17 protein-coding genes are annotated in these 16,125 nt (G+C 50.9%); 9 read left to right on the top strand and 8 right to left on the bottom strand.

The annotated features are described in order from the left end of the window. Positions 1 to 115: 115 nt before the first annotated feature. On the bottom strand, positions 116 to 2,107 hold the full coding sequence (tkt, locus tag AC0IXI_RS03785) for a transketolase (protein WP_064560800.1): 1,992 nt from the start codon (positions 2,105 to 2,107) through the stop codon (positions 116 to 118). A 265-nt stretch (positions 2,108 to 2,372) separates the two neighbouring features. Here tkt and loiP point away from each other — a divergent pair, with 265 nt between their 5' ends. Continuing rightward, positions 2,373 to 3,131, top strand: coding sequence for a metalloprotease LoiP (gene loiP, locus AC0IXI_RS03780; protein WP_034457774.1), 759 nt, complete (start codon positions 2,373 to 2,375; stop codon positions 3,129 to 3,131). Between the two features lie 139 nt (positions 3,132 to 3,270). On the opposite strand, the gene speB is transcribed toward loiP, so the two are convergent. From speB to AC0IXI_RS03760, 4 genes are all read right to left on the bottom strand, one after another. Further along, positions 3,271 to 4,191 carry an agmatinase gene (speB, locus tag AC0IXI_RS03775; protein WP_034457777.1) on the bottom strand — a complete coding sequence of 307 codons (921 nt, stop codon included), beginning with the start codon at positions 4,189 to 4,191 and terminating at the stop codon, positions 3,271 to 3,273. Between the two features lie 220 nt (positions 4,192 to 4,411). Further along, entirely contained in the window at positions 4,412 to 6,388 is a 1,977-nt protein-coding gene (speA, locus tag AC0IXI_RS03770; RefSeq protein ID WP_471681948.1) for a biosynthetic arginine decarboxylase, read from the bottom strand. Continuing rightward, the gene (gene yqgB, locus AC0IXI_RS03765) at positions 6,381 to 6,527 is read right to left on the bottom strand and encodes an acid stress response protein YqgB (protein WP_157092057.1); all 147 of its coding nucleotides are present in this window, start codon (positions 6,525 to 6,527) and stop codon (positions 6,381 to 6,383) included. Before yqgB ends, speA begins: the two co-directional genes overlap by 8 nt. A gap of 102 nt (positions 6,528 to 6,629) precedes the next feature. Beyond that, complete coding sequence (locus AC0IXI_RS03760; protein ID WP_420535598.1) at positions 6,630 to 6,725, bottom strand: hypothetical protein; 96 nt, start codon at positions 6,723 to 6,725, stop codon at positions 6,630 to 6,632. A 471-nt stretch (positions 6,726 to 7,196) separates the two neighbouring features. On the opposite strand from AC0IXI_RS03760, the gene metK reads away from it, so the two are divergent. From metK to ruvX, 8 genes are all read left to right on the top strand, one after another. Further along, on the top strand, positions 7,197 to 8,351 hold the full coding sequence (metK, locus tag AC0IXI_RS03755) for a methionine adenosyltransferase (RefSeq protein ID WP_471681947.1): 1,155 nt from the start codon (positions 7,197 to 7,199) through the stop codon (positions 8,349 to 8,351). 405 nt (positions 8,352 to 8,756) lie between these two features. Further along, positions 8,757 to 10,151 (top strand): sugar porter family MFS transporter, encoded by a 1,395-nt coding sequence (locus AC0IXI_RS03750; protein ID WP_134184611.1) that lies wholly within the window; start codon positions 8,757 to 8,759, stop codon positions 10,149 to 10,151. Between the two features lie 72 nt (positions 10,152 to 10,223). Next, positions 10,224 to 10,739: a SprT family zinc-dependent metalloprotease gene (locus tag AC0IXI_RS03745; RefSeq protein ID WP_134184872.1), complete on the top strand. Its 516-nt coding sequence runs from the start codon at positions 10,224 to 10,226 to the stop codon at positions 10,737 to 10,739. A 92-nt stretch (positions 10,740 to 10,831) separates the two neighbouring features. After that, positions 10,832 to 11,539 (top strand): deoxyribonuclease I, encoded by a 708-nt coding sequence (gene endA / locus AC0IXI_RS03740; protein WP_064513692.1) that lies wholly within the window; start codon positions 10,832 to 10,834, stop codon positions 11,537 to 11,539. 53 nt (positions 11,540 to 11,592) lie between these two features. Beyond that, positions 11,593 to 12,324 carry a 16S rRNA (uracil(1498)-N(3))-methyltransferase gene (gene rsmE / locus AC0IXI_RS03735; protein ID WP_064513694.1) on the top strand — a complete coding sequence of 244 codons (732 nt, stop codon included), beginning with the start codon at positions 11,593 to 11,595 and terminating at the stop codon, positions 12,322 to 12,324. Between the two features lie 15 nt (positions 12,325 to 12,339). After that, positions 12,340 to 13,287: a glutathione synthase gene (gshB, locus tag AC0IXI_RS03730; protein WP_064513696.1), complete on the top strand. Its 948-nt coding sequence runs from the start codon at positions 12,340 to 12,342 to the stop codon at positions 13,285 to 13,287. Positions 13,288 to 13,415: 128 nt separating this feature from the next. After that, the gene (locus tag AC0IXI_RS03725; RefSeq protein ID WP_134184875.1) at positions 13,416 to 13,979 is read left to right on the top strand and encodes a YqgE/AlgH family protein; all 564 of its coding nucleotides are present in this window, start codon (positions 13,416 to 13,418) and stop codon (positions 13,977 to 13,979) included. Next, entirely contained in the window at positions 13,979 to 14,398 is a 420-nt protein-coding gene (gene ruvX / locus AC0IXI_RS03720) for a Holliday junction resolvase RuvX (RefSeq protein ID WP_064513699.1), read from the top strand. The genes AC0IXI_RS03725 and ruvX overlap by 1 nt, the downstream gene beginning before the upstream one ends. On the opposite strand, the gene AC0IXI_RS03715 is transcribed toward ruvX, so the two are convergent. The 3 genes from AC0IXI_RS03715 to AC0IXI_RS03705 are packed head-to-tail and all read right to left on the bottom strand — an operon-like array spanning position 14,395 to position 16,124. After that, positions 14,395 to 14,859: a type II toxin-antitoxin system HicB family antitoxin gene (locus AC0IXI_RS03715; RefSeq protein ID WP_471681946.1), complete on the bottom strand. Its 465-nt coding sequence runs from the start codon at positions 14,857 to 14,859 to the stop codon at positions 14,395 to 14,397. The genes ruvX and AC0IXI_RS03715 overlap by 4 nt on opposite strands. 23 nt (positions 14,860 to 14,882) lie before the next feature. Further along, the gene (locus tag AC0IXI_RS03710; RefSeq protein WP_424221869.1) at positions 14,883 to 15,065 is read right to left on the bottom strand and encodes a type II toxin-antitoxin system HicA family toxin; all 183 of its coding nucleotides are present in this window, start codon (positions 15,063 to 15,065) and stop codon (positions 14,883 to 14,885) included. Between the two features lie 54 nt (positions 15,066 to 15,119). After that, positions 15,120 to 16,124, bottom strand: coding sequence for a type IV pilus twitching motility protein PilT (locus AC0IXI_RS03705; protein ID WP_471681945.1), 1,005 nt, complete (start codon positions 16,122 to 16,124; stop codon positions 15,120 to 15,122). Between the last annotated feature and the right edge of the window lies 1 nt (position 16,125).

Here is a 16,125-nt window from a genome sequence, read left to right as displayed (position 1 = left end):
CTTAGATTCACATTTATTTACGAATGTGAATGATAATAATTTTCAATTGCATTATCAACAACAGATAAAAAAAAGGCCAGCAATCAATGTTTGCTGGCCTTAGGGGGATTACGTTTTACAGAACTGCTTTAGCTTGTTTCACTACGTTTGCAACGGTGAAACCAAACTCTTCAAACAGAAGCTCAGCCGGAGCAGACTCACCGAAGGTGGTCATGCCCACAACTGCACCGTTCAGGCCAACGTATTTGTACCAGTAGTCAGCGATGCTGGCTTCGATAGCCACACGCGCAGCAACCGCTTTCGGCAGCACGGCTTCACGGTAAGCTGGATCTTGTTTGTCGAATGCATCAGTAGACGGCATGGAAACCACGCGCGCTTTGATGCCTTCAGCCGTCAGTTGATCCCACGCAGCCACTGCCAGTTCAACTTCTGAACCGGTTGCAATCAGAATCAGCTCAGGCGTGCCTGCACAATCTTTCAGAACGTATGCGCCACGTGCAACATCTGCCAGTTGCTGTTCGGTACGATCCTGCTGTGCCAGGTTCTGACGGGAGAAGATCAGCGCGGTCGGGCCGTCGTGACGTTCTACTGCGTATTTCCACGCCACCGCAGACTCAACCTGGTCACATGGGCGCCATGTGCTCATGTTTGGTGTCACGCGCAGGGCAGCAAGCTGCTCTACAGGCTGGTGAGTTGGACCATCTTCGCCCAGACCGATTGAGTCGTGAGTGTAGACCATCACCTGGCGTTGCTTCATTAATGCTGCCATACGCACCGCGTTGCGGGCATATTCAACAAACATCAGGAAGGTAGAGGTGTACGGCAGGAAACCACCGTGCAGCGCGATACCGTTGGCAATCGCGGTCATACCGAATTCACGTACACCGTAATGGATGTAGTTACCGGCCAGATCTTCATTGATTGCTTTAGAACCAGACCAGATAGTCAGGTTAGAAGGCGCGAGGTCAGCGGAGCCGCCGAGGAATTCAGGCAGCAGGTGGCCGAATGCTTCGATGGTGTTCTGAGACGCTTTACGGCTGGCAATTTTTGCAGGGTTCGCTTGCAGGTTCTTGATGAACTCCTGCGCTTTCGCCGCAAACTCAGCAGGCATGTCGCCTTTCATACGACGGGTAAATTCAGCAGCTTCTTGCGGGAAGGCTTTAGCGTATGCAGCGAACTTCTCGTTCCATGCTGCTTCTTTCGCCTGACCGGCTTCTTTCGCGTCCCACTGAGCATAGATCTCAGACGGGATTTCGAATGGCGCGTGTTTCCAGCCCAGAGCTTCACGGGTCAGTGCGATTTCCGCGTCACCCAAAGGTGCACCGTGGGAATCGTGCGTACCGGCTTTGTTTGGCGAACCGAAACCGATGATGGTTTTGCACATCAGCAGTGAAGGTTTGTCGGTAACGGCTTTAGCTTCTTCAACAGCGCGTTTGATAGCGTCTGCATCGTGACCGTCAACGCCGCGTACTACGTGCCAGCCATAGGCTTCAAAGCGTTTCGCAGTATCGTCAGTGAACCAGCCTTCAACATGGCCGTCGATGGAGATACCGTTGTCATCATAGAAGGCAACCAGTTTACCCAGACCCAGCGTACCCGCCAGAGAGCAAACTTCATGGGAAATACCTTCCATCATGCAGCCATCACCCATAAAGGTGTAGGTGAAGTGGTCAACGATGTCGTGACCTGGACGGTTGAACTGTGCTGCCATGGTGCGTTCAGCAATGGCCATACCCACTGCGTTCGCAACACCCTGACCCAGCGGGCCAGTTGTGGTTTCAACACCCGCGGTATAGCCCACTTCCGGGTGACCCGGAGTTTTGGAATGCAGCTGACGGAAGTTTTTCAGTTCTTCAATCGGCAGGTCATAACCTGTGAGATGCAGCAAGCTATAGATCAGCATTGAGCCGTGGCCGTTAGACAGCACGAAGCGGTCACGGTCAGCCCATGCAGGGTTCTGCGGGTTATGGTTCAGGAAATCGCGCCACAGGACTTCGGCAATGTCGGCCATACCCATAGGGGCGCCCGGATGACCGGATTTGGCTTTTTGTACTGCGTCCATGCTGAGTGCACGAATAGCATTGGCAAGCTCTTTACGAGAGGACATTTTGACTCCAGATCGGATGGTTGAAGGTCAGGCCTTGACTACTATGCGTTATGGGCTACGCCCAAAAAATTGCCATCAATGTACCGCAAGCGGTGTGCCATGTACATGGAGCATCCTTTTGTCTGGTTAAGAAATCTCTGGAACCTGCTCGCATGTTGCGCAAGTTGATGCGCGAGTTTGGCTAACTTCTTTATACTGAAGCGACTAGCCAATGGTTTGTGGCTGAATCACCTCTGAGCAGTTATCACTAATTAAGGATATTGGCATGAAATTGCGCCCAATTTTATTAAGCCTGAGCGTTGCTGCCCTACTGAGCGGCTGCCAGAACATGGACTCTAACGGTCTGCTCGCTTCCGGTGCGGAAGCATTTCAGGCGTACACATTAAGTGATGCGCAGGTGAAAGAGTTGAGTGACAAATCTTGTGCTGAGCTCGACAGCAAAGCGAGCATTGCACCAGCTAGTAGTGAATATGCTAAACGTCTAAGCAAAATTTCCTCAGCCCTGGGCGACAACATCAACGGCATGCCGGTGAACTACAAGGTGTATGTCACCAAAGATGTGAACGCGTTTGCGATGGCTAATGGCTGTATCCGCGTATACAGCGGCCTGATGGACATGATGAACGATAACGAAGTCGAAGCAGTTATCGGCCACGAAATGGGCCACGTTGCACTCGGTCATGTGAAGAAAGGCATGCAGGTTGCATTGGGCACTAACGCAGCCCGCGTAGCAGCAGCCTCAGCGGGCGGTGTGATTGGTAGTTTATCGCAGTCACAACTGGGCGATTTGGGTGAAAAACTGGTGAACGCACAGTTCTCCCAACGCCAGGAGTCTGAAGCTGATGACTACTCGTATGATTTGTTGAGAAAACGTGGAATCAACCCAATTGGCCTGGCGACCAGTTTTGAGAAGTTAGCAAAAGCGGAAGAAGGTCGCCAAAGCTCAATGCTTGATGACCACCCTGCTTCAGCCGAACGTGCGCAACATATTCGTGACCGTATGGCTGCAGATGGTTTGAAGTAACTTCAGTCAACTAAGCACTTCAGGCGTTATTATCGCAGACAGTTTGAACCCGGGCAGCGCGCAGCCGCCGGAGCGTACACACAGTACGTGAGGATGGCGAGCACTGCCCGGGTTTAAAATGGCAAGTAAAATAGCCTGATTACTCGCCCTTCTTAGCCGCCTGGATATACAGCATTTCTAGCGCGAGAGTTGCGCCAGCCAATGCAGTAATTTCGGACTGGTCGTAAGCTGGAGACACTTCCACAACGTCCATACCAACGATGTTCAGGTCTTTCAAACCACGAACCAGTTTCAGTGCGCGGTCAGTCGTCAAACCACCGATAACCGGAGTACCGGTACCTGGTGCGAAAGCAGGGTCGATACAGTCGATATCAAAGGTCAGGTAAACCGGCATATCGCCAACAATCTGCTTAACCTGAGCCAGCACGTCGTCAACAGTTCGGTCGTTAACCTGGCCTGCATCCAGCACGGTGAAACCGTTGTCTTTATCGAACTCAGTACGGATACCAATTTGCACTGAGTGGTTCGGGTCGATCAAACCTTCTTTAGGAGCGGTGTAGAACATCGTGCCGTGGTCGAACTCGCAACCATTCGCATAGGTATCGGTGTGCGCATCGAAATGCACCAGTGCCATTTTACCGAAGTGCTTCGCGTGGGCGCGCAACAGCGGAAGAGTCACAAAGTGGTCACCACCGAAAGAGAGCATACGCTTGCCAGCAGCCAGCAGTTTTTCTGCGTGAGCTTGCAGACGTTCGCTCATGTCACGCGCATCACCGAAGGCGTAAACCAGGTCGCCGCAGTCAACAACGTTCAAACGCTCGCGCACATCGAAGTTCCACGGGAAGCGGTTGCCTTCCCATGCCAGATTGGTAGACACCTGACGGATTGCCGCAGGGCCATGACGACCACCTGCACGGCCAGACGTTGCCGCATCAAAAGGAACGCCAGTGATAACCCAATCAGCATCGCTGTCATATGGCATAAAGTTCAGCGGAAAACGTAAAAAACCGAAGGCATTGGATACCAGGGAATTGTCGTACTGATGGCCTAAGGTGCTCATGGTTTGACCTCACGATGATGGTAATGATTAGCAAAAAAAGTCCCCTCCGCGTCGTTAAACCCGACGAGGAAGGGACTGTATTCATTCAGACTGCTTGTTGGCACGGATTATCGCCGAACGCAGCCTTATTTGTATACTAATTACTCTAGTAATTCGCGTTGCAGGTAGGCGGTAAGTGAGTGCAGCCAACACACCTGCGACTCGAAGTACGCCGAGTAATTTACTCGTCTTCTAAATAAGTATAGCCATACAACCCAGCCTCGAACTCTTCGAGGAACTGCTGCTGCAAACCAGCATCCAGATCGGTCTGTTTAACCTGATCACGGAAATGCTTCAGCAAGGTTTTTGGATCAAGCTGAACATATTCCAGCATGTCCGCAACGGTATCGCCTTCGTCAGAAAGCTCGACCTCTACGCTGCCGTCAGGGAAGACAAACACATCAACCGCTTCTGTATCACCAAACAGGTTGTGCATGTTGCCCAGAATTTCCTGGTATGCGCCAACCATGAAGAAGCCCAACAGTGGTGGGTTTTCTGCATCGTATTCTGGCATCGGCATGGTTGTCGCAATGCCGTCACCGTCGATGTAGTGATCGATAGCACCGTCGGAGTCACAAGTGATATCCAGCAGTACCGCGCGACGCTCAGGAACCTGGTTCAGCCCTTCAAGCGGCAGCACCGGGAACAGCTGATCGATGCCCCACGCATCCGGCATCGACTGGAACAGCGAGAAGTTGACGTAAATCTTATCCGCCATACGCTCTTGTAGCTCGTCGATGATCGGACGGTGCGCACGGTTGCTTGGGTCGAGCAGGCGCTGAATTTCATGGCACATGCTCAGATAAAGCTGCTCCGCCCAGGCACGTTCTTGCAAAGAGAAACTCCCTGCGGAATAGCCGGTATGGATATCATGCAAATCATTCTGGCTATCGTGCAGCCATTCACGCAGCGAGCGACGGTTGTTCGGCTCGTGCATTTCGCCCCAGGTTTCCCACATGCTTTGCAGCGCACGGGACGCGTCTGCAGCCGGAGCCGTTGGCGTGGTGTATTCGTTACGCTCAACACCGATGATGTTAGACACCAGAACGGTGTGGTGCGCGGTTACCGCACGACCAGACTCAGTGATAACCGTTGGGTGTGGCAGGCCGTTTTCTTCACACGCGTCGCCAATCGCCCAAATGATGTTGTTCGCATATTCGTTCAGGCCGTAGTTGACCGAACAATCGGACTGAGAACGCGTCCCTTCATAGTCAACACCCAGACCGCCGCCCACATCGAAGCATTCGATGTTGACGCCCATCTTGTGCAGTTCAACGTAGAAGCGAGAGGATTCACGAACGCCAGTAGCGATATCGCGAATGTTCGCCATTTGCGAACCAAGGTGGAAGTGCAGCAATTGCAGGCTGTCGATACGACCGGCTTCACGCAACATCTCAACCAATTGCAGAACCTGCGTCGCCGCCAGACCGAATTTGGATTTCTCGCCGCCTGAAGACTGCCATTTGCCGGAGCCTTGTGACGCCAAACGCGCACGCACACCGAGGCGTGGAACCACATTCAGGCGCTCAGCTTCTTCCAGCACAATGCGGATTTCTGACATCTTCTCGATGACCAGATAAACCTTGTGGCCCATCTTCTCGCCGATCAACGCCAGGCGGATGTATTCACGGTCTTTATAGCCGTTACACACAATAACTGAACGCGTCATACCGGCATGAGCCAGAACCGCCATCAGTTCCGCTTTAGAACCTGCTTCCAGGCCCAGAGGCTCACCGGAATGAATCAGTGATTCAATGACGCGACGGTGCTGGTTCACTTTGATTGGGTAAACGAGGAAATAGTCGCCTTTGTAGCCGTAGGATTCACGAGCACGTTTGAACGCTGCATTTATAGAACGCAGACGGTGCTGCAAAATCTGCGGGAAGCAGAACAGTGCAGGTAAACGCTGCCCCTGTGCTTCACGGGCTTTTACGAGTTCAGCAAGATCAACACGCGCTTCCGGGACATCCGGGTCCGGGCAAACGGTAATGTGACCGAGTTCGTTGGCGTCGTAATAGTTATTACCCCACCAGGCAATATTGTAAGTACGCAGCATCTTGCTGGCTTCCTGGGAACTCATGGCAATCTCCTGCATGGAGCGGTGTACATCCTGCTCGCCCACTGACGAACCCGAAACAGAAGAGATTTTGTCAGACATGGCGAACCTCAAATTTAAACGAATGTGCAAAACTGTTGACTACTATCGCAGGGGTATCCCGCAATAACAACCCATTAACAGCGCGTAAAAGCAGCATAAGACGCTGACAGACTAACTGTGCGACCGGTTTCTTTTTCATATCATAGTAAAACACGTAACCGAACTCCGTTGCGCGGAGCGGCGAAACCACGAGAATACTCTTATCGATGACAAGAGAGCCCAAGTTCTGAATTTCGAGGGTTTAAAAACCGGCCCGAGAATCCATCGATGCGCCAAGATGGGTATAACATCGGCAGGAATGCAGTTGTAGCAAAGAGTTGCTGGATGCGAGGAGCATATGCACGACCTGGACGGTCGCCAGAGTTTGCGAATTAAAGCGGTTTTTCAATCGTATCACCTCCACGCATACGGTTTGGGTATGCGACAAGCCAAAGCTCAGAAATTTGCTCAACCCGGCTGGAAGTGGGCAACACAAAAACTGTGTGCTTGTTGAATGAGCCGCGCGCGCCGCTTTATACCGATTACAGCCGAAAATTGCAAAGTAAAAATCCCTGGATTGCGGCCCTGTCGGTAAAATTTGCCACCCGAGATTATTTGCGCAGACTTGCAGGCGTAAAAATCACTGGTAATCTGATTAATGGATAACCTAGAATAGACGTCCAGATGTTAATCCATCTATACCGATTAACTGTTAGACTGCCTGAAATGAAACCTGTGGTGAAAACTCACGTTACCAGTACATCGCACTGGTTCGAGCGCCGATAAACAGCAGTCTGCACTAACCTAATTCTCTTAGGGTGAATAAAACATGGCCAAACACCTCTTTACGTCCGAGTCTGTATCAGAAGGGCATCCCGATAAAATCGCTGACCAAATCTCCGATGCGGTGCTTGATGCGATCCTGGAACAGGATCCAAAAGCGCGCGTAGCTTGCGAAACTTACGTGAAAACCGGCATGGTTCTGGTTGGCGGTGAAATCACCACCAGCGCCTGGGTTGATATCGAAGAGATCACTCGTCAAACGATTCGTGAAATCGGCTACGTGCATTCTGATATGGGCTTTGATGCCAACTCTTGCGCAGTGCTGAGCGCTATCGGTAAGCAGTCCCCGGATATCAACCAGGGCGTTGACCGTACTGACCCGCTGGAGCAAGGTGCAGGCGACCAGGGCCTGATGTTTGGTTATGCGACCAACGAAACCGAAGTGCTGATGCCAGCGCCAATCACTTACGCACACCGTCTGGTTCAACGCCAGGCTGAAGTTCGTAAGAATGGCTCACTGCCATGGTTGCGTCCGGATGCAAAAAGCCAGATCACTTTCCAGTATGGCGACGGTAAAATCGTTGGCATCGATGCGGTCGTTTTGTCTACTCAGCATTCAGAAGATGTTGCACTGAAAACGCTGCAAGAAGCGGTGATGGAAGAGATCATCAAGCCAGTTCTGCCAGCAGAATGGTTGAATGCTTCCACTAAATACCATATCAACCCAACAGGCCGTTTTGTTATCGGTGGTCCAATGGGTGACTGCGGTCTGACCGGTCGTAAAATTATCGTTGATACCTACGGCGGCATGGCTCGTCACGGTGGCGGCGCATTCTCTGGTAAAGATCCATCTAAAGTGGACCGATCTGCGGCGTATGCGGCACGTTATGTGGCGAAAAACATCGTTGCTGCGGGCCTTGCTGACCGTTGTGAAATCCAGGTCTCTTACGCAATCGGCGTTGCTGAGCCAACTTCCATCATGGTTGAAACCTTCGGTACTGAGAAAATCTCTACCGAGCAATTGACCCTGCTGGTACGTGAGTTCTTCGACCTGCGTCCGTACGGCCTGATTCAGATGCTGGATCTGCTGCACCCAATTTACAAAGAAACCGCAGCATACGGTCACTTTGGTCGTGAGCATTTCCCTTGGGAAAAAACCGACAAAGCAGAATTGCTGCGTGATGCTGCTGGCCTGAAATAACCTCTAGCCAGTTCACCATCAAACTTTAAAGGCCAGCGCTTCGCTGGCCTTTTTCTTTTTACCCCCTACAACACTTAAAATCCTCTTCCCGCAAAATCTCTCGTAACAAACAACACCAGTGGGAACGGTTACATTGGCGTTAACAAGGCATTAATTAAGACAGTTCTGCATGACAACATTTTGTTGCTGCGCTAGTTACAAAACATTTCAGATTAGTCTTGCATGGAAAATTTTGGTTTTATTTTCTACACTCAATTCACTGTTTTAATTATATAAATTACATATACAGTTCTTGACACTAGTGTAACCGATTACACTAACGTGAGTTGAATCACACAATTTTACGTCGCGTTAACCTAACCTTAATAGCGAGATATCCCCCAAATTATTCAACTGGAGAGCACTATGCCTGAAATAAAAAAACAAGGGCGCTCGAACAAAAGCATGACCTTTTTTGTCTGTTTTCTTGCAGCCCTGGCCGGTTTGTTATTTGGCCTCGATATTGGCGTGATTGCCGGTGCGTTACCGTTTATCGCTAAAGATTTCCAGATAACTGCGCACCAGCAAGAATGGGTTGTAAGTTCGATGATGTTTGGTGCAGCTGTCGGTGCCGTGGGCAGTGGCTGGCTCTCCTTCCGCATCGGGCGTAAATACAGCCTGATGATTGGCGCAGTGCTTTTCGTTGCAGGTTCACTGTGTTCGGCTTTTGCACCGAACACTGAAATTCTGATTCTCTCCCGTGTATTGCTCGGCCTGGCAGTCGGTGTTGCGTCTTATACCGCACCACTTTACCTGTCTGAGATTGCACCAGAAAAAATCCGTGGCAGCATGATCTCCATGTACCAGTTGATGATTACCATCGGTATTCTTGGCGCTTACCTTTCCGATACAGCTTTCAGCTATAACGGTTCATGGCGCTGGATGCTGGGTGTTATCACCATTCCTGCTTTGATCTTGCTGGTTGGCGTATTCTTCCTGCCAGACAGCCCACGTTGGTTCGCCGCAAAACGTCGCTTCCATGATGCTGAGCGTGTCCTGATGCGCTTACGTGACACCAGTGCTGAAGCAAAACGCGAACTGGAAGAAATCCGTGAAAGCCTGAAGGTGAAACAAAGCGGCTGGTCATTGTTTAAAGAAAACAGCCACTTCCGTCGTGCCGTGTTCCTGGGTGTTCTGCTTCAGGTGATGCAACAGTTCACTGGTATGAACGTCATCATGTATTACGCACCGAAAATCTTCGAAATTGCTGGCTTCACCAATACCACTCAGCAGATGTGGGGCACCGTCATCGTTGGTCTTATCAACGTACTGGCAACCTTCATTGCTATTGGTCTGGTAGACCGTTGGGGCCGTAAACCTACACTGGTACTAGGCTTCATGGTTATGGCCGTGGGCATGGGCATTCTCGGGACTATGCTGCACGTTGGTATTCATTCCCAGGGCGCGCAATACTTTGCTATCGCCATGCTGCTAATGTTTATCGTTGGTTTTGCAATGAGTGCCGGCCCGCTGATTTGGGTACTGTGTTCTGAAATCCAGCCGCTTAAAGGGCGCGATTTTGGTATCACTTGCTCAACCGCCACCAACTGGATTGCGAACATGATCGTGGGTGCAACGTTCCTGACCATGCTTAACACGCTGGGCAATGCGAATACTTTCTGGGTATACGGCGCGTTGAACCTGTTCTTTATTGTTCTCACCGTGTGGCTGGTTCCTGAAACTAAACACGTTTCCCTGGAGCACATCGAACGTAACCTGATGAAAGGCCGCCGTTTACGTGAGATTGGCGCTCACAACTAAGCAATAGCCGCCCTTCTCCTTAACGGGAGAAGGGCTTGCACCATGCACCACCTCGCACTATTCTTTGCCGCTATGAAATCCCCAAGACTCCCCATCGCACTCCAGCAAGCCGTTATGCGTTGCCTACGGGAAAAGCTTCAACAGGCTAATCTGCACTTAGGCCGTAACTACCCGGAACCGAAGCTGGTATATCAGCAGCGAGGCACAGTTGCGGGCACAGCATGGATGGATAGCTACGAAATCCGTCTCAACCCGGTGTTGTTAATGGAAAACCAGCAGACCTTTATTGATGAGGTGGTACCTCACGAACTGGCTCATTTGTTGGTGTGGAAACACTTTGGCCGCGTAGCGCCACATGGCAAAGAGTGGAAATGGATGATGGAAACAGTGCTTGGCGTTCCTGCCCGCCGGACACATAAGTTTGAAGTGCAATCCGTTCGCAAAAACACCTTCCCCTATCGCTGCCGTTGCCAACAGCATCAGTTGACGGTGCGCCGTCATAACAAAGTCCTGCGCGGCGAGTCAGAATACCGCTGTGTGCAATGTGGCGACCTGTTAAAACCTGACGTTACAACCCACTGTAATTAAAAATATTATCCATAAAGTTTCCTGATTTTGCTGATTGAATCCCAATAAATCGTGCGGTAGTGTGCGGACTCGATTTAGTAAGGATTCTGGAAATGTCTCGCAAAATTTCTTTGGCTGTTGCACTTGTTGCAGCCCTCTGCTCTTTCTCTACGTTCAGCTCCGGTATCAATAATTTCTCTCAGGCAAAAGCGGCTGGTGCCAAAGTGAATGCCGACGCGCCTGGCGACTTCTATTGTGGATGTAAAATTAACTGGGAAGGGAAAAAGGGTGTTCCCGATCTGGAGTCATGCGGCTACAAAGTGCGTAAAAATGAAAACCGTGCCTCACGTATCGAATGGGAACATGTTGTTCCAGCCTGGCAGTTCGGCCATCAGCGCCAATGTTGGCAAGATGGTGGCCGTAAAAACTGCGCTAAAGACCCGGAATATCGCAAGATGGAGAGCGATATGCATAACCTGCAACCAGCTGTTGGTGAAGTGAATGCTGACCGTAACAACTTTATGTATAGCCAGTGGAATGGCGGCGAAGGCCAGTATGGGCAATGCGCAATGAAAGTGGACTTCAAAGAAAAGATTGCCGAGCCACCAGCGCGTGCCCGTGGCGCCATCGCCCGCACATACTTCTATATGCGTGACCAATATCAGCTAAACCTTTCTCGCCAGCAAACCCAGCTGTTTGAGGCGTGGAATAAGCAATATCCAGTCACCACCTGGGAGTGCGAACGCGACGAACGCATCGCTAAAGTTCAGGGCAATCATAACCCTTATGTGCTGCGGGCTTGCCAGGCACAAAACAGCTAACCTACACTAGCGGGAATTGTTATCACTGTTCCCGCTTTTGGATATTAAAAACCATGCGTATACCCCGCATTCATCACCCTGAACTCCTTTCCGTCGGCCAGGACATCGCACTTTGCGAAGATGCAGCAAATCATGTTGGCCGCGTATTGCGCATGAGTGCAGGCCACGCGTTGCAATTGTTTGACGGCAGCAATCAGATTTTTGAGGCTGAAATTATTCAGGCCGATAAAAAAAGCGTGCGGGTCAAAGTCCTGAGCGCGAACGTTGATGACCGTGAGTCCCCACTTCATCTACATCTCGGCCAGGTCATGTCGCGCGGTGAGAAGATGGAATTCACGATTCAGAAAGCCGTCGAACTGGGTGTGAATGTGATTACGCCTTTGTTTTCTGAACGCTGTGGCGTAAAACTGGATGCCGAGCGCCTGAACAAGAAACTGGGACAGTGGCAGAAAATTGCTATTGCCGCCTGCGAGCAATGCGGTCGCAATATCGTGCCAGAAGTTCGCCCGGCGATGGATCTTGAACTGTGGTGTGCTGAAGATGATGCAAGCCTCAAGCTCAACCTACATCCTCGTGCCAGCGCCAGTATTAATACATTGCCGCAACCTGTTGAACGTGTGCGCCTGCTAATTGGCCCGGAAGGCGGTTTAACGGTTGATGAAATTGCCATGACCGCACGTCATCAGTTTACTGATATTCTGTTGGGACCTCGCGTTCTACGCACTGAGACTACCGCGCTCACAGCCATTACTGCGCTGCAAGTGCGTTTTGGCGACCTGGGCTAAAACCGGAGAAAAACAATGATCAAGCTCGGCATCGTGATGGACCCCATCGCAAACATTAACATCAAGAAAGACTCAAGCTTTGCCATGCTGCTGGAAGCACAGCGCCGTGGTTATGAACTGCATTACATGGAAATGGCCGATCTGTATTTGATCAACGGCGAAGCACACGCACGCACTCGCCTGGTCACTGTCGAGCAGAACTACGATAAATGGTACGAATTTGGTAGTGAGCAAGACATCAAGCTTGCGGATCTCAACGTCGTATTGATGCGTAAAGATCCTCCGTTTGATACCGAATTTATCTACGCGACGTATATTCTTGAGCGCGCCGAAGAACAAGGCACGTTGATCGTTAACAAACCGCAAAGCCTGCGCGACTGTAACGAAAAGTTGTTCACCGCCTGGTTTGCTGATTTGACACCAGAAACACTGGTGACTCGCAACAAAGCGCAGCTTAAAGCGTTCTGGCAAAAGCACGGCGATATCATCCTCAAGCCGTTAGATGGCATGGGTGGCGCTTCAATTTTCCGCGTTAAAGAAGGTGATCCAAACATTGGCGTCATCGCTGAAACGCTGACTGAACTCGGCAACCGTTACTGCATGGCGCAGAATTACCTGCCTGCCATTGTCGATGGCGACAAGCGGGTTCTGGTGGTTGATGGCGAACCTGTTCCTTACTGCCTGGCGCGTATTCCCCAGGGCGGTGAAACCCGTGGCAACCTGGCAGCAGGTGGACGTGGCGAACCGCGCCCATTGACCGAAAGCGACTGGGAAATTGCCCGCCGTGTTGGCCCAACGCTTAAAGCGAAAGGGCTGATTTTTGTTGGCCTGGATATCATCGGTGACCGTCTGACCGAGATTAACGTCACCAGCCCAACGTGCATTCGTGAAATCGAAGCCGAATTCCCGGTTTCTATTACTGGCATGTTGTTTGACGCTATCGAAAAACGCCTGGCGAAATAGTCCGGCGCCCTTTTTCAGGGGTATGGCCCAAGGATGGGCCGAGTGTCCAGAGCAGTTCAATAATGATAAACTGACTATTCCCTGCGCATAAAATGTCGCTTATTCAACCGGAACCAAAACCTCTGACAATGAATTTACAGCATCACTTTCTAATTGCCATGCCGGCGCTCCAGGATCCTCTGTTTAAGCGAGCCGTCGTTTATATCTGCGAATACAACGACGAAGGCGCAATGGGGATAATTATTAATAAACCCCTTGAAAACCTTCAGGTTGATGGTGTTCTACAAAAATTAAAAATCGAACCAGAACCCCGTGACCCAGCCATTCGCCTTGATAAACCTGTTTTTATTGGCGGCCCGCTGGCGGAAGACCGCGGTTTTATTTTGCACTCCCCTCCAGATTGTTTCGCCTCCAGTATCCGTATTTCGGACGACACCGTGATCACCACATCTCGCGATGTGCTGGAAACCATTGGCACGGCAAAACAACCTACGGATGTGATTGTCGCGCTCGGTTACTCCTCGTGGGAAAAAGGCCAACTGGAACAAGAGATTCTCGACAACGCGTGGCTAACCGCTCCAGCAGATGCATCGATTCTTTTCCATACCCCGATTTCTGAACGCTGGCGAGAAGCCGCAAAATTAATCGGCATTGATATCCATAACATGCCAAGTGAAGCGGGACACGCCTGATGAGCAGTGGGACTTTATTAGCCTTTGATTTCGGTACCAAAAGTATTGGTGTCGCCATTGGCCAACGCATTACCAGAACAGCACGCCCTTTAACCGCCCTGAAAGCACAGGATGGCACACCCGACTGGAACGTTATCGAGAAAATCCTCAAAGAGTGGCAACCCGATGAAGTCGTCGTAGGTTTGCCACTGAATATGGATGGTACCGAGCAGCCACTCACCGCGCGCGCACGTAAGTTTGCCAACCGCCTGCATGGCCGTTTTGGTGTAAAAGTCTCATTGCAGGATGAGCGCCTAAGCACCGTGGAAGCTCGTGCAGGGTTATTCGAGCACGGCGGTTTCCGCGCCCTCAATAAGGGCAGCATTGATTCCGCCTCAGCCGTTGTGATTCTTGAAAGTTGGTTTGACTATAATCCTTAGTCTTTTTTGTTGTCAGGCATGTCTGAAGACTCATCAATCAGCTCATGCCTTGCTGCGACGGCCAGAAAATGACTGCGATCCCGGTAACCCGATGATGGCTGTTTTACACGGTTATCAATTCGCATAAGTAGCGTATCCGGCAGAGTAATGTTTATCCGCTGTTGTTTTCCTTCCAGGGCCGACAAATCCACATCAACCAGCAGCCATTGGCTACAATACGCATATTCTGGATTTGCCGCGTAGACGAATGGCCCGGCATCTTTAAGCTGCGTAATGTCGACGCCACGCTTTACCATTTCATCCGCGATTAACAAAATTGCCTCGCGTCCCATTTCTGCGATTTCATCCTGATAATCTGCCGCTGATACACAGCCAAAATCATCATTGCACAACGCCGGTACAACCAGACCGAACGCTTCGTTCTCGTTTGTAGGCATCTCCACGCCAACAGAAAAAAACATAGGTAATCTCCGTGAGTTGGGAATCATATTCCCGCGCGTTTACGAATGGATCTGACAGTACCGATGGGAAGATCTTTCTTTGGATGCGGAACCGGAAAAGTATTCCCGGTATTTGGCGAGCACCAGATCCAGTGGCTGCCTCCCGAATTTCTGGCGGGTTCGCATCCTGCGGCCTTCAGTTCCTTAATCAGGTCAGAAGAGTTCATGGTTTTCTCCTGATGGAAAAACAATACACACCAATACACACATGAGCAATTATTTTAACCATCATTTTTTTCCCCATCGGCAATACGACCTTCCGCACGTAACACCGCTTCACCTTGAGCAAAACTTTGCATGCCATATTGCTGCCCGGTTTGTATTTGCCCCGGTAATTGGTGGGTTTTCCCTTCACGGATAAGGCTCGCTACGGCAGGTGTATTGACCAGTAACTCGAACAGAGCCACCCTTCCGCCACAGCTATCGGGCAATAATTTCTGTGCCAACACCGCTTTTAAACTGCCCGCCAGTTGGCTATGCACCATGTTTTTTTCTTCTGCGGGAAACACATCCACCAGCCGCTCTACTGCTTGTGCCGCCCCACGAGTGTGGAGCGTTGCGAGAACTAAATGCCCGGTTTCTGCGGCGGTAAGTGCAAGGCGGATAGTTTCGCTGTCACGCAATTCGCCCAACAAAATGACATCGGGATCTTCACGCAGTGCCGCACGTAAACCTGCGGCAAACGATCGGCAATGCTGCCCCGGTTCTCGTTGCTGAATCAAACAGCGCTTCGGGTGATGAACAAACTCGATAGGATCTTCCAGGGTGAGAATATGCCCGTCGAGATGATGGTTGAGATGATCCACCATCGCCGCAAGCGTAGTGGATTTACCGCTGCCCGTAGCCCCGGTGACCAGAATTAAGCCATCAGCAGATTTCAGTAATTCCGGAATAATGGCAGGAACGTTTAGCGATTCAAATTTTGGGCTGTGAGAGGTGAGTATCCGCAAAGCAAGCGAGTCGCCTTGCATCTGGCGAAAAGCGTTGGCACGCAGCCGGGTGCCACTTGCCAGTGTAACGGCAAAATCCAGTTGCCCGTGTTGCTCTAATTCTTCTCGTTGCCCGTTTGTCAGCCAGATGCTCAGCAACGTTGCGGGGGTTGGCGCACTTTCGGGCAGAGGTTCAAGCCGCCCTTGCCTGCGCCAGCGAGCAGGAAGCTGCGTACACAGGTGTAGATCAGAGACATTATGCTTTACACTAAGGGCCACAATTTCTTCGATATCCATA

The organism is Buttiauxella sp. AC038, assembly GCF_979253565.1.
Note: the sequence above shows the minus strand (reverse complement) of the source record. Positions and strands in the feature narration are given on the sequence as shown.

Excerpts from the sequence above, each read along its gene's own strand:
- tkt (WP_064560800.1), bottom strand. The coding sequence starts at position 2,107 with ATGTCCTCTCGTAAAGAGCTTGCCAATGCTATTCGTGCACTCAGCATG.
- loiP (WP_034457774.1), top strand. The coding sequence starts at position 2,373 with ATGAAATTGCGCCCAATTTTATTAAGCCTGAGCGTTGCTGCCCTACTG.
- speB (WP_034457777.1), bottom strand. The coding sequence starts at position 4,191 with ATGAGCACCTTAGGCCATCAGTACGACAATTCCCTGGTATCCAATGCC.
- speA (WP_471681948.1), bottom strand. The coding sequence starts at position 6,388 with ATGTCTGACAAAATCTCTTCTGTTTCGGGTTCGTCAGTGGGCGAGCAG.
- yqgB (WP_157092057.1), bottom strand. The coding sequence starts at position 6,527 with ATGAAAAAGAAACCGGTCGCACAGTTAGTCTGTCAGCGTCTTATGCTG.
- AC0IXI_RS03760 (WP_420535598.1), bottom strand. The coding sequence starts at position 6,725 with ATGCTCCTCGCATCCAGCAACTCTTTGCTACAACTGCATTCCTGCCGA.
- metK (WP_471681947.1), top strand. The coding sequence starts at position 7,197 with ATGGCCAAACACCTCTTTACGTCCGAGTCTGTATCAGAAGGGCATCCC.
- AC0IXI_RS03750 (WP_134184611.1), top strand. The coding sequence starts at position 8,757 with ATGCCTGAAATAAAAAAACAAGGGCGCTCGAACAAAAGCATGACCTTT.
- AC0IXI_RS03745 (WP_134184872.1), top strand. The coding sequence starts at position 10,224 with ATGAAATCCCCAAGACTCCCCATCGCACTCCAGCAAGCCGTTATGCGT.
- endA (WP_064513692.1), top strand. The coding sequence starts at position 10,832 with ATGTCTCGCAAAATTTCTTTGGCTGTTGCACTTGTTGCAGCCCTCTGC.
- rsmE (WP_064513694.1), top strand. The coding sequence starts at position 11,593 with ATGCGTATACCCCGCATTCATCACCCTGAACTCCTTTCCGTCGGCCAG.
- gshB (WP_064513696.1), top strand. The coding sequence starts at position 12,340 with ATGATCAAGCTCGGCATCGTGATGGACCCCATCGCAAACATTAACATC.
- AC0IXI_RS03725 (WP_134184875.1), top strand. The coding sequence starts at position 13,416 with ATGAATTTACAGCATCACTTTCTAATTGCCATGCCGGCGCTCCAGGAT.
- ruvX (WP_064513699.1), top strand. The coding sequence starts at position 13,979 with ATGAGCAGTGGGACTTTATTAGCCTTTGATTTCGGTACCAAAAGTATT.
- AC0IXI_RS03715 (WP_471681946.1), bottom strand. The coding sequence starts at position 14,859 with ATGTTTTTTTCTGTTGGCGTGGAGATGCCTACAAACGAGAACGAAGCG.
- AC0IXI_RS03710 (WP_424221869.1), bottom strand. The coding sequence starts at position 15,065 with ATGAACTCTTCTGACCTGATTAAGGAACTGAAGGCCGCAGGATGCGAA.
- AC0IXI_RS03705 (WP_471681945.1), bottom strand. The coding sequence starts at position 16,124 with ATGGATATCGAAGAAATTGTGGCCCTTAGTGTAAAGCATAATGTCTCT.